Raw genomic sequence first — 12395 nt, forward strand, 5'->3', positions numbered from 1 at the left:
GCAACGTGGCCAGCCAATACAAAGGTGCCAAGGCCATCGTTCCGGCTATCGTCGATGAATGCCTGGAATGCAGCCAATAATCGCTCCGTGGCCTTGGATGGTGCCAAACCCGCTACTTGACCTCATATGCGGTCAGCCGCGCGGCACTGCTTCTGACGTGGTCCAACAGGGTATCCATATCATGCCCTCAATTTCTGGGTACGTAAGTATGATATTCCCTAGGCAGGCGGTACCGCGATCAATGGCTTAAGCGACTGTGCACGGCAGTTGACCCGTCTAACAAAAACAGGCGCAGGATAGCATCATCGGGCATGTTGGGCCGGACCCCTCCGGCTACTCCTTATCGATATCCTCGAGCTTCACGCGGCGTCCCGCGCGCAGGCTGTTCCGCGCCTGTTCGACGCGCTGCAGGAAACGAGGATCATGCTCCAAGCGGTACTCGAACCAATCGTCCTCCGATTCAAATCCAATCAGCACACCGGCCGGCTTGCCATGACGCGTGATAACAATCTCCTGCGTCTCGGCCTCACGAAGGTAGCGAGACAGATCGTCCTTAACCTCGGAGAGCGGCACTTTCTTCACTCCGGACTTCCGAACTGTGCGAGCCATGACTCGGCCTCTGATTTGGCAACGATCGCCAGAACTTCGACGGTCGTGCGGGAAACATCGTAGAACACCCGGACGTCGTCTACGCGCAGCCTATATTGAGGCCGACGCAACCCCCGCAACTTCTTGATCCGGCTGCGACTGACTTTCTCGGGCTCATGCCTCAGATGCGTCTCGAGCGCGGCACGAACCGCCGCCCGAACGTGCGCTCCCAGGAGCTGGAAGTCTTCAACCGCTTCTGGGGCAAGGATGACGTCGAAGGCCATTCTGGCTAGATCATAGCCAAAACTGGCGCTCTCGTCAAAATATTAGAGCAACCGCACGAATTGCCCTATCCTTCGGCTGTGCCGATTCCGCCGCAACTATGGCCCTTCACCGAAAGGCACCAACGGTTCTTCAAGGCGAAGAAATGTCTCGCCGCCGATCACTCGCGGTGCAGCGGTCCGATTGTGCGCGCTCACCCACGACCCGTGGGGCAGATGCCGATCGAAAGTGCCGATCACCATTTGAACGATCTGCTGGTGACCTTCTGCGAGGAGGCGCTTGCGCACCGGAAGCCTGGCGCAGTTTCGCTCAGATCGAGCGTCGAGAATGCCATCGCTCCCTTGCTTCCTCATCGCGAGGCACGGGCCGAGGAGATTGCGCGTCGCCTCGGCATGAGTCACCGCACCTTGGCGCGGCGCCTCGCCTCGGAAGGGCTAACCTTCACGGCCATTCTCGACGAGTTGAAGATCGACCTCGCCAAGAGCTATTTGAAGAAGGATGAATTGCCGATTTCGCAAACCGCCCGGCTGCTCGGCTATGGCGAAGTCAGCGCATTCACCCACGCCTTCAGGCGCTGGACCGGAATGACGCCACGACAATGGCGTGCCGCGAACGATCCCAAGCGGCAAGCTAGGGCGTGTGCTCATAAGAGCGACGTCCGCTTTGCCTTTAAAAGGCGACCTAGAAGCCAATTCAAATGCAGGTCGGCTTAGGGCCCAGGCCGTGTGAAAACGCTCTGTTTTCCGTGATTCGCACGATAAGATTCCCGGTGACTTTGCGGGGCATCTGATGAAGCGCTTTGTTGAAGGGTTGGATCGCGGGCAGAGCACGATGTTTCCGGCATCGCTCGACGATTATGTAACCGAGGATAACCCGGTGCGTGCGGTCGACGTGTTCGTCGACGGTCTCGATCTCGATAAGCTCGGGTTTGTCGGTGTCCAGCCCCTCGATACCGGCCGACCCAGCTATCACCCCGGTGTTATGCTCAAGCTGTACATCTACGGCTATCTTAATCGGGTTCCGTCGAGCCGGCGCCTGGAGCGGGAATGCCAGCGCAATATCGAGATGATCTGGTTGACCGGGCAGTTGACGCCGGACTTCAAGACCATCGCGGATTTCCGCAAGGACAATGGCAAGGCCATTCGTGAGGTCTGCCGCGAGTTCGTCGCGCTGTGCCGCAAGCCTTGATCTGCTTGTTGCAGCGAGCGTCGCCATCGATGGATCGAAGTTCAAGGCCGTCAATGCGCGGGACAAGAACTTCACCGAGGCGAAGATGAAGCGGCGTCTGGAGCGGATCGACGAGAGCATCGCCCGGTATCTCTCACAGCTCGAGACCGCCGATCGACACGGCGATGCGGTGCCGGAGGCGAAGGTTGAGCGATTGAATGGAAAGATCGAGAAGCTCAAGGAGGAGATTGTCCGGCTCAATGCGATCAATGCGGAGATGATGAAGAGCGAGGACAAGCAGATCTCGCTGACCGATCCTGACGCACGCTCGATGGCGACCAGTGGCAAGGACACCGGCATCGTTGGCTACAACGTGCAAATTGCGGTTGATACGCAGCATCATCTCATCGTGGCTCACGAGGTGACTAACGTGGGCACCGATCGCCACCAACTCGCCAACATGGCCGGACAGGCGCGCGGCGAGATGGCTGTCGAGGCGCTCGAAGTCGTGGCAGACCGCGGCTATTACGATGGTGAGGAGATCAGGGCCTGCGAGGAAGCCGACATCACGGTGACGTTGCCGAAGCCGATGACTTCGGGCGCCAAAGCTGCTGGCCGCTTCGGCAAACAGGACTTCGTCTATGTCGCCGCCGACGATGTCTATCGCTGTCCCGCCGGCGAGCGGCTAACTTATCACTATACGAACGTAGAGGACGGAAAGACACTGCGCCGCTATTGGACAAGCGCCTGCAAAACCTGCGCGCTAAAAGCTCAGTGCACGACAGGCCCCGAGCGCCGCATCTCACGCTGGGAGCACGAGGTCGTTCTGGAGAAAGTTCAGAATCGGCTTGACCACAACCCCAATGCAATGAGGGTTCGCCGTCAGACAGTGGAGCATCCGTTCGGCACGATGAAGTGTTGGATGGGGGCAACGCACTTTCTCACGAAAAAGCTGCCAAAGGTGGCCACCGAAATGGCGCTCAACGTGCTCGCCTACAACATGAAGCGCGTGATGATGATCGTGGGCGTAGGCGGATTGCTGGAGGCGATGCGGGCGTGAGGCCGGACTCTGCGCGACCAAATCAGCGTCTATATGACGCTCCTGGTTGCCACTGAGATGACAGGGAGTCGATTCCACCGAATTAGAAGCTAGGCGGTGCGAAATGCGCCAAAGCGCGCCCCAAGTTGCGGGATTTTCACACGGCCTGGGTCAGAAGGAGACTCATGCACTGCAACACGATCAGACGAATGTTTAGGGGGTGCGCGCCACCCGTAAATACTTTTAGCTCTGCGATGACAAATTCGGACCGTTACCGACGCCCAAAGCCTCGACGAGAAAATCGATGAACAGGCGCGCCCGCAGCGGAAGTTGGCGTCCGAAGGGGTGTAGGACGTAGACCGGCGTGGTGAACAACGGTATTTCCGGTAGCACGGTGCGTAGGCGGCCGGCGGCAAGATCATTCTCAATCGCGAGGCGCATGAACTGGGTAATGCCGGCTCCCTCTACGGCCGCCTCGATCAGATATTGTGCATCGTCCGTATCGAATGGACCATCGGGGACGACTCGCCTGCCGTCAGCGAACGTGAACGGTTGCGGTCGGCCCGCGAGCACGTAGCGAAGACAGCTGTGCCGCTTGAGATCATCAACCGACCGTGGGATGCCTCGGCGCTGCAAGTACTTTGGCGATGCGCCGAGGACATAGTGCAGCACGCCGAGGGAGCGGCCGATCAAATTCGTATCCTCCAGTTCCCCGATTCGCACCGCGATGTCGAAGCCTTCGCGGATCAGATCGATACGGCGGTCGGTGACGCTGAGGTCGAGCTTGATATCCGGGTAGCGATCCAGAAACGAGCCGGCCCATGCAGAGATGAGTGGGCGTCCGAATGTCGTCGGCGCAGTAACCCGAAGCACTCCACGCACGTTTCCCGGTGCCTGCACGATGTCATCGGCTTCCTCGATGGCGCGCAGATGGGGGGCCACATGTTCATAGTACGCGACGCCTTCGGCGGTTGGAGTCAGTGTACGCGTCGACCGCTGCAGCAGGCGCACGCCGAGACGTTGCTCCAAGCGCGCGACGCTTTTTGATACCGCTGAAGGGGTGGCGCCGACCAACCGCGCCGCGCCGGCGAAAGACCCCGCATCGACCGTCCGGACGAAGGCGAGGAGACCGGCCGTCTTTTCTAGAATCGTAGCCATTCATGACATCTGTTCACGAAAGAACGGAACGATTCCGGTCTATTCGGCTATCCAGGACGGAATCTATACCTGCTCCGGTTCAATGAAGGAATCTGGAATGAACATCTCCCGACGGGCGGCTCTTGGCGCAGGTGCTGTCGCGGCTGCAACTCCGTTGTTTTCCCTCACCGCTGCGATCGCCCAACCCACCCATAAAACCTCTGCCGAGACAAAAGGAGCCGAGACCATGACGTTTGTAACGACCAAAGACGGGACACAGATCTTCTACAAGGATTGGGGGCCGAAAAATGCCCAGCCGATCGTCTTTCATCACGGCTGGCCCCTCAGTTCGGACGACTGGGACGCTCAGATGCTGTTCTTCGTCGCCCAAGGCTTTCGCGTCATTGCACATGACCGCCGCGGCCACGGCCGCTCGGCGCAGGTCAGCGATGGGCACGACATGGACCACTACGCCGCCGACGCGGCTGCCGTGGTTGAGCATCTGGATCTCCGCAAGGCCGTCCATATCGGACACTCGACCGGTGGCGGCGAAGTTGCCCGTTATATCGCGAAGTACGGGGAGCCTCAGGCTCGCGTCGCCAAAGCTGTTCTGGTAAGCGCCGTTCCTCCGCTGATGGTCAAGACCGATAAAAATCCCGACGGAACCCCGATTGAAGTATTCGACGGCTTCCGAAAGGCGCTTGCTGCGAACCGGTCTCAATTTTTTCTCGATGTGGCTTCGGGTCCGTTTTACGGCTTCAACCGGCCCGGTGCGAAGGTTTCGCAAGGAATTATCCAGAACTGGTGGCGCCAGGGCATGATGGGCGGCGCCAATGCCCATTACGACGGCATTAAGGCTTTCTCGGAGACCGACCAGACGGAAGATCTAAAGGCGATCAAGGTGCCAATGCTCATCCTGCAGGGCGACGACGACCAGGTCGTACCCTACAAGGACGCGGCACTGCTTCAGGCCAAGTTGCTCAAGAACAGCACGCTCAAGGTCTATCCCGGCTTTCCACACGGCATGTGCACCACGGATGCAGACGTGATTAATTCTGACTTGCTCGCTTTCATACGGTCGTGATCACCATTGCCGAGCCGGCGTGAGCCGGTTCGGCAACCACCGTCGAGCGACTCCGCGCGGTCGCTGCGGGCGAAGTCCATTTTGGGTCAAAAGCAGTCGATGATAGTTAAGCCAAGCAACCTTCCGCTTCGTCCTGAGAAGCGGACCTTTATGAGTACACGCCCTAGTCCCGCGGTAACGCCAAAGCGTCACGAAGCAGCCAGACTTCCACGCAGGATTGCAATCCGTCCCGAGACGAGAGTTTGCAACCCTCACTCGAGACGAGATTCCGTTCCCGACGAAGCTGTCAAAGCGCGATGAGCACTATTGCTTGCCGGTGCCGACGGTATCTGTTGAGCTGTCAGCCGTATATTCAAGGCTGAATCGCCCAACGCCGGTTGGCTTGGTTTCAAAGCGCGCGATCTTCCCCGCGAGCGCGGCGAGCGTGCCGGATGCAAACTTGAAGCGTGTTTTTCCGGAGCTCTCGTTGCCAATCGGCTTGCCATCCTTCATGACGACAGACGATGTACCCTCGATAGCCTGGCTCACTGCGAGCCCCCCGGGCACCCGGTATATCCCTCCTGCAGCCAGAAATGTGCTCTGAGAACCATCCCACTCCTGGGTCGAAGATCCCGTATACACCGCGCCCTTCAGCGGGCCATCCTCGCCAAAGCAAGCGAATTGGACGTTGGTGAGTCGATGCCCATCTCGGTCTCCGATGGGTTCCTGACTTGCCGCGCCGACAACGCTGCATTCCAATCGCCCAATCGTTTCCGCCGTCGCAGATCCGCTTGCGGAAACGAAACCCAGGATAGAACAGGCAGCCGTAAGGATGGTGCGCTTGATCATTGAGAATCTCCCCTGCATGCGCGTGCTGCGCACGCGCGCGATCGAGTAGAGCTGATCAAAAGAAAGACTTGATCTGTTGAGGCTCAACGCCCGCCGGTAGCTGCGACGCTGCCACTTGGAGATTGGGGCCTCGGCACGCCCCTCGGGCAGCTCATGGTAGCGACCGAACCATAGACCCGCACGAAGCAGGCTGGAAGAACGCACGGTGAGAAATCGATTTGGCAATCACTCGAAATGGGTCATCGCCGGTGACCAACTTCACGATGACTTCGCGCGACGAGACACCAGATCCGCTCAAGTCGCGGGCCGCTGCAACTCTCACCGCTCCACCGGCGCCGCGCTACCCCTGCATGCGGTCTATCCGGAGACGCACTGGATGTCGCTGCGTGCAAGAAGCTTTCTGGATCTCCTGGTCGAGCGCGCCGAGCATTTTGCGCCGGCGTCATCGCATACCCCGGCTGCCGGCGCAGGCGGTTGACGCCGGCCCTGCCATCATTAAATGACGCCCATGAAAAAACTCGGATTCCTCTCCTTCGGCCACTGGACCCCCTCGCCGCAATCGCAGACCCGCTCGGCTGGCGACACGCTGCTGCAATCCATTGAGCTCGCCGTTGCAGCGGAGCAGCTCGGCCTGGACGGCGCGTATTACCGCGTCCATCATTTCGCGCGGCAGCTGGCCTCGCCCTTCCCGCTGCTCGCGGCCGTCGGCGCCAGGACCAGCAAGATCGAGATCGGCACGGCCGTGATCGACATGCGCTACGAGAACCCGCTCTACATGGTGGAGGACGCCGGCTCTGCCGATCTCATCGCCGGCGGACGGCTTCAGCTCGGTATCAGCCGCGGCTCGCCGGAGCAGGTGATCGACGGCTGGCGCTATTTCGGTTACCAGCCGGCCGAGGGCGAGAGCGACGCCGACATGGGCCGGCGTCACGCCGAGGTCTTTCTCGACATCCTGCGCGGCGAGGGTTTTGCAAAACCCAATCCGCAGCCGATGTTTCCGAACCCGCCTGGGCTGCTGCGCCTGGAGCCGCATTCCGAAGGCTTGCGCGAACGCATCTGGTGGGGCGCCGGCTCGAACGCCACCGCGGTGTGGGCCGCACAACTCGGCATGAATTTGCAAAGCTCGACGCTGAAGAACGACGAGACCGGCGAAGCCTTTCACGTGCAGCAGGCCGCCCAAATCCGCGCCTATCGTGCGGCGTGGAAGGAAGCCGGCCACAGCCGCGAGCCCCGCGTCTCCGTCAGCCGCAGCATTTTTGCGCTGATGGACGATCGCGACCGCGCCTATTTCGGCGGCGAGCGCGGCGGCGAGGACCAGATCGGCTTCATCGATCCCCGCACGCGGGCGATCTTCGGCCGGAGCTATGCGGCGGAGCCGGATGCGCTGATCGAACAGCTCAAGCAGGATGAGGCGATTGCGCAGGCCGATACGCTGCTGCTGACCATTCCGAACCAGCTCGGCGTCGACTATTGCGCGCATGCGATCGAGGCGATCCTGAAGCACGTCGCGCCGGCGCTGGGGTGGCGGTGAGGCCGGCAACCGATTCACGGGGCAAGTCAGATCGTCTCTTGCTGACCCCTGATCTTCTGGACCCAGGCTATCAAACGCGGATGCCTGGTATATCGGCCTTCCAGGCTTGCCAGCTCCTGCTGAAAGACCGGCAGCGAGAGTAGCCTTTCGATATCGGGCTCCCTGATCTTCCAGATCGCCGGCGGAAAATAGCCATGCACCTTGAGCTCGTAAAGCTCGAAGATCGAATGGATGATCTCGTGCACCGCCCGGCGCTCTTCGGGTGTCAGCTCAATGTCGCCGGCAGCCCCTCGCTCGAGGAAGGCCGCGACCGGAAGGCGGCGTCGCAGGTCGGAGACCCGGTCTGAATATCGCAGGAAGATGTCCGCGCCCAGACGCCGATTGTTGGTGTGGAGCGCCGCATAGATCGCGGCCATGCCAACGATGATCGATCCGAGCGTCACGAATCTGAGAATATGGTCGAGCACGCGTCTGCCTCCTTGCGCAGGGCACCGGAGTGACAGAGATAAACCAGACTGCGGGTCGATAAAATGGGGCGTCCACGTTGCCCCCACATTGGGGGAACGCTGGGTCTCTATTCAAGCCCCATCTTGGCTGCGGATCCAGGCGGACGACCAGAGAGGACAGAGCTATGCATGCCGACCGACTGTTACCGGCGCAAATCGCCCCCGAGGGCTACGCGGCGCTCCGCGCGGTGGAGGCTTACATCCTCAAATGCGGGCTGCCGAGAGGCTTGATCGAGCTGGTGAAGATGCGGGCATCCCAAATCAATGGCTGCGCCTATTGTCTCGACGTTCCACAGCAAGGATGCACGGAAGCATGGCGAGACCGAGCAGCGCCTCTATCTTCTCGACGCATGGCGTGAATCGCCGCTCTATTCGCAAGCCGAACGCGCCGCACTGGCCTGGACCGAGGCGCTCACCAATGTCGCAGAAACGCGCGCGCCGGATGCGGACTACGAAGAGCTGAGGAAGCATTTTACCGACAAGGAGATCACCGATCTCACCATCCTCATCGGCATGATCAATTTTTGGAATCGGCTCGCCATCGGCATGCGCTATGTGCACGATGTGAGCTGACGTGGCTCTCACCGGAGACAGCGGCAGATGTTCGTTAGATTCGCAATTGGCGTCGTCGCATTCCTGCTGTCGACGTCGGTGCCCGGATTCGCGGTAACGATGCCCGTCGACTGCAAGCTGATCGTGGACGGTCAGCCCTACATCGATGGTGTCTGTGAATTCGTACGGACCGACACAGATGGCTCGTTTTCAATCTATGGCGACCGGTATTGGGCTTCGATCGATATTGAGAACCACGAGGGGATCGCCCACTGGAACGAGTCACCTGGCGCGACCCACGCCCAATCCTCGCTGGGTAACGTCAGCCGCAGCGGCGGATGTTGGGAAAATCGAAGTGTTCGCATCTGCGCACTCACGATCGAACCGACGAGACGGGAAAAGCTCCTCGCGCAGCGCCCGAAGGGGTTACGAATTACCCCTTCTTATGCCGATTATCTCTGCCTTTCCGCACCCAACTATCAATTCGTGGCAGGCGCGCCCCTGACGATCGATCGGTGCGACGCCTTTTGGGGCGTACGCCAGCGCGTGTTTCGCCTTTCCGGAGACAAGATCTCGCTGGAAGGCAAGCCGGAGCTTTGCATCGACGCAAGAGGATCGGCGGGGACAGGGGATGATGCAGCACTCGTTCTCGACGATTGTGCGCACGTCGCAATCCGATGGACTTATGACGCGGTCAATAATTCGATCCGTTCCGATAACAATCTGTGCTGGACCCTTCGCCTCTCCGATGACCAGAAGGTGAACATCCAGTCACCACCTATCGGTGCGCGCCCCTGCGATGCCACGCCTTCGGACGCTAACCGGTTTGCAATTGGCGTCGATTGACGGTGTACGCGGATACAGGATCAGCTCTAGCCCGCTCCCGGCGCGGGGGTCCCGCAAGCGGGAGAGGGAGCACCAGTGCCGATGCCGCTGCCTCGTGCACTCCATATGCGATTGCCCCTCGGCGCGGGGGATGGTCCGGCGCAGACGGCACGCATCGGCGATCAGACCGGAGCGCGCTTTCTGTTCCTGGAAACGGATGATTTCGGGCGCGATCATACGCGCATGATTGCTTCCCCTGCCCTCACCCCGTCTTCGTACCGGTGACCACCGCCAGCGCCTCGACGAGGCGGTCGAGATCGGCCTCGTCGGTAAAGAGCGCCGGCGTCACACGGATGCATTGGCCCCTGGCGACGCCGGCGCGGCGTACCGTCATGACCTTGTGGCTGTCGCGGAGCTTCACCACGATGGCCTCGTTGTCCGCCTTGCTGGTCTTGCCGGCGAGACGGAAGGACGTGATCGCGCCATAGGAGCCGGCCTCATCCGGCGTCAGGATCTCGATATCCCTAAAGCCGCGGGCGCGGCTCACCCAATAGTCGCGCAGATAGCGCAGGCGCGCCTGCTTTGCCGGGGCGCCGATCTGCTGATGCAGCGCGACGGCGGTGGGCACCGTCAGCACCGTGGCGAAATTGACCGTGCCGGTGTGCACCCGCGAGCGGATGTCGGTTTCCGCAAAATCCTCGTCGCCGAGATCACGGTCGATGTCGGCGAGGCGGTCCTTCTTGATGTAGAGGAAGCCGACCCCGAGCGGTGCGCCGATCCATTTGTGCAGGTTGAAACCGACGAAATCGGATTCGAGCTCGCCCACACGGAAGTCGATCTGTCCCCAGGAATGCGCGGCGTCGACGATGGTGTCGATGCCGCTGGCCTTCGCCATGCGTGCGATCTCGGCGATCGGCATGACGAAGCCGGTGCGATGGCTGACATGGGTCAGCAGGAGAAGTTTCGTCTTCGGGTTCGCCTCGATGGCGCGGGCATAGGCGTCGAGCACCGCCTGGCGGGTGGCGGGCTCCGGCACGTCGAACTTGACGACGTCGACGCCGCGGCGCGCCTTGAGCGAATTCATCGCATATTGCACCGAATCATAGTCGAGATCGGCAAAGAGCACGCCGTCGCCCGGCTTCAGCCTGTTGTAGCCGCCGATGAGGAGCTGCAGCGCTTCGGTCGCGCCGCGGGTGAGCGCGATCTCGTCGGGCGCAGCACCAACCGCCTCCGCCACTTTGGCGCGCACGGCCTCGAAGTCGGCGCCCGCGCGCTGCCGCGCGTAAAACGTGTTCTGATAGTTGATCATGTCGGACTGGCGGATGAATTCGCGCCGCACCGGCTCGGGCATGATGCCCCAATAGCCGTTCTCGAAATTGACGACATCAGGCGTCACGGCATAGAGCCCCTTCACCGCCGCCCAATAGGCCTTGTCGGTGGCGATGGCGGCCGCCGTTCCGGTCGGCGCCGCGGGGAGGCTTTCGGCAGCAAATGCCGGTGCCGCCAGCGACGCAGCCGCCGCGGCCGCGAGGCCCCTCAGGATCGACCGGCGGTCGGACGAAATTGTCTCAGTCGGATGCATGTCAGCCTCTCCATTGCGCGACGAAACGAGCCGCAATCAATAGAGCGCGAATGACAAGGCGGTGACAGTTCGATGATGCGGGCCATGCCCGATCGCGCTCCAGGCGAGACCGGCGCAATTGGAAAGGAGATGACATGACAATCCCGTCGGAGAAGCTCAAGGCGCGCCTTCTGGCCAACCCGGCGCCGTCCACTCCCTGACACCCTAGCCGTCGCCTACTTTTAATTCCGGCTCCTCGGCGCAAATCGCAGCGAGAAAATCGATGAACTGCCGCACTCGGGAGGGCATGCGCCGTCCGGCAGCGGTAACTGCGTTGATCGGAAAGGGCGGCGGCGCATACTGGTCCAGAATTCGTACAACCTCGCCGGAGGCCAGCGCATCCGTGAACAACCAACTCGCATGGTGGGCGATGCCGAGGCCCGCGAGGACCGCGCCGCGGACATGCTCGGCGTCGTTCGTGCGGAACGCTCCCCCACCGTCGACCGTGACCTGCCGGCCGTCGACGTGGAACCCCCACCCGATGATATCCCCCTGGTAGACATAGCTGATACGCTGGTGGTTGCGCAGTTCGTCTAACGTTTGCGGCGTGCCGTGTTGGGCAAGATAGCCGGCGGAGGCCAAGGTTATCATCCGCATGTCGCCGATGCGCCGGGCGACGAGTGCTGAATCGGAAAGCCGACCGATACGGATTGCGACGTCCATCCCCTCCTCGATAAGGTCAACGTGCCTCCCGGAGACTTCCATCTCGATCGCGACGTCGGGAAAACGGTTCCTAAAATCCAATAGCCGAGGGATAACGAACATCCTCCCGAAGCCTGGCGAGAGGGTCACGCGGACCAGCCCCGAAGGGGCCGACTGCCTCTCAAGGACTCTCTCTTCGACGAAGTCGAGATCCTGAAGAATGCGGACGGTGGCCTCGTAATAGTCCTGTCCTGCGGGCGTCACGGCAAGAGCACGGGAATTTCTCGCGAGGAGTTGTGTCCCGAGCCGCGCCTCAAGCGCAGCGAGCTGTTTGCTGACCGTCGGCTGGCTGACGTTTAGGTCACGCGCCGCCTGCGAAAAGCTTCCGCTCTCGACGACGCGCACGAACATCCGCATCGCGTCTAGCTTATCCATCACTTTTATTTCGCTTTTTATCCCGATCGAGTGTCGATCGAGCTGAATGACCAGGCCACCGCCCCGCCACGCAGACAATCCTCAATCCATTCCAATTAGCAATAGATGACATTCGAAAGGCGTCAATGTCACTCGCCAAGCGAATATGAGAAACGGCG

The 12395-nt window shown here is 60.9% G+C and carries 12 protein-coding genes and 2 pseudogenes; 7 read left to right on the forward strand and 7 right to left on the reverse strand.

The genetic code is table 11. The features are described from left to right. Positions 1-333: 333 nt before the first annotated feature. Together V1280_RS26925 and V1280_RS26930 are read right to left on the reverse strand one after the other, a co-directional pair. Positions 334-582 carry a type II toxin-antitoxin system Phd/YefM family antitoxin gene (locus tag V1280_RS26925; RefSeq protein WP_334531198.1) on the reverse strand — a complete coding sequence of 83 codons (249 nt, stop codon included), beginning with the start codon at positions 580-582 and terminating at the stop codon, positions 334-336. Continuing rightward, positions 579-872, reverse strand: a complete 294-nt coding sequence (locus V1280_RS26930; protein WP_334531200.1) for a type II toxin-antitoxin system RelE family toxin — start codon at positions 870-872, stop codon at positions 579-581. Before V1280_RS26930 ends, V1280_RS26925 begins: the two co-directional genes overlap by 4 nt. A 240-nt stretch (positions 873-1112) precedes the next feature. On the opposite strand from V1280_RS26930, the gene V1280_RS26935 reads away from it, so the two are divergent. After that, positions 1113-1583 (forward strand): helix-turn-helix transcriptional regulator, encoded by a 471-nt coding sequence (locus tag V1280_RS26935; RefSeq protein WP_334531203.1) that lies wholly within the window; start codon positions 1113-1115, stop codon positions 1581-1583. A gap of 76 nt (positions 1584-1659) precedes the next feature. Next, a pseudogene (locus V1280_RS26940) lies at positions 1660-3097 on the forward strand (IS1182 family transposase). A 222-nt stretch (positions 3098-3319) separates the two neighbouring features. Here V1280_RS26940 and V1280_RS26945 read toward each other — a convergent pair. After that, positions 3320-4234 (reverse strand): LysR family transcriptional regulator, encoded by a 915-nt coding sequence (locus tag V1280_RS26945; RefSeq protein WP_334531206.1) that lies wholly within the window; start codon positions 4232-4234, stop codon positions 3320-3322. Between the two features lie 226 nt (positions 4235-4460). Here V1280_RS26945 and V1280_RS26950 point away from each other — a divergent pair, with 226 nt between their 5' ends. Then, a complete protein-coding gene (locus V1280_RS26950) occupies positions 4461-5297 on the forward strand; it encodes an alpha/beta fold hydrolase (RefSeq protein WP_442895252.1) in 837 nt (278 codons plus the stop codon). Positions 5298-5600: 303 nt separating this feature from the next. Here the strand turns inward: V1280_RS26950 and V1280_RS26955 are convergent, their stop codons facing one another. Then, positions 5601-6125, reverse strand: a complete 525-nt coding sequence (locus V1280_RS26955; protein ID WP_334531211.1) for a hypothetical protein — start codon at positions 6123-6125, stop codon at positions 5601-5603. Between the two features lie 205 nt (positions 6126-6330). On the opposite strand from V1280_RS26955, the gene V1280_RS46885 reads away from it, so the two are divergent. Continuing rightward, the gene (locus tag V1280_RS46885; RefSeq protein WP_442895167.1) at positions 6331-6603 is read left to right on the forward strand and encodes a hypothetical protein; all 273 of its coding nucleotides are present in this window, start codon (positions 6331-6333) and stop codon (positions 6601-6603) included. A 30-nt stretch (positions 6604-6633) separates the two neighbouring features. Further along, positions 6634-7656, forward strand: a complete 1023-nt coding sequence (locus V1280_RS26965) for an LLM class flavin-dependent oxidoreductase (protein WP_334531214.1) — start codon at positions 6634-6636, stop codon at positions 7654-7656. 26 nt (positions 7657-7682) lie between these two features. Here V1280_RS26965 and V1280_RS26970 read toward each other — a convergent pair whose 3' ends face one another. Continuing rightward, on the reverse strand, positions 7683-8123 hold the full coding sequence (locus V1280_RS26970; protein ID WP_334531217.1) for a hypothetical protein: 441 nt from the start codon (positions 8121-8123) through the stop codon (positions 7683-7685). A gap of 164 nt (positions 8124-8287) precedes the next feature. Between V1280_RS26970 and V1280_RS26975 the strand changes: the two are divergent. Together V1280_RS26975 and V1280_RS26980 are read left to right on the forward strand one after the other, a co-directional pair. After that, positions 8288-8735, forward strand: a pseudogene (locus V1280_RS26975) (carboxymuconolactone decarboxylase family protein). A 27-nt stretch (positions 8736-8762) separates the two neighbouring features. Next, positions 8763-9560 carry a ricin-type beta-trefoil lectin domain protein gene (locus V1280_RS26980; protein WP_334531220.1) on the forward strand — a complete coding sequence of 266 codons (798 nt, stop codon included), beginning with the start codon at positions 8763-8765 and terminating at the stop codon, positions 9558-9560. A gap of 241 nt (positions 9561-9801) precedes the next feature. Here V1280_RS26980 and V1280_RS26990 read toward each other — a convergent pair whose 3' ends face one another. Then, the gene (locus tag V1280_RS26990) at positions 9802-11121 is read right to left on the reverse strand and encodes an aminotransferase class V-fold PLP-dependent enzyme (RefSeq protein WP_334531223.1); all 1320 of its coding nucleotides are present in this window, start codon (positions 11119-11121) and stop codon (positions 9802-9804) included. Between the two features lie 204 nt (positions 11122-11325). Then, entirely contained in the window at positions 11326-12315 is a 990-nt protein-coding gene (locus V1280_RS26995) for a LysR family transcriptional regulator (protein WP_334531226.1), read from the reverse strand. Positions 12316-12395: the final 80 nt, after the last annotated feature.

Origin of the sequence: Bradyrhizobium sp. AZCC 2230, assembly GCF_036924495.1 — a bacterium.
Classification (GTDB): Bacteria; Pseudomonadota; Alphaproteobacteria; order Rhizobiales; family Xanthobacteraceae; genus Bradyrhizobium; species Bradyrhizobium rifense.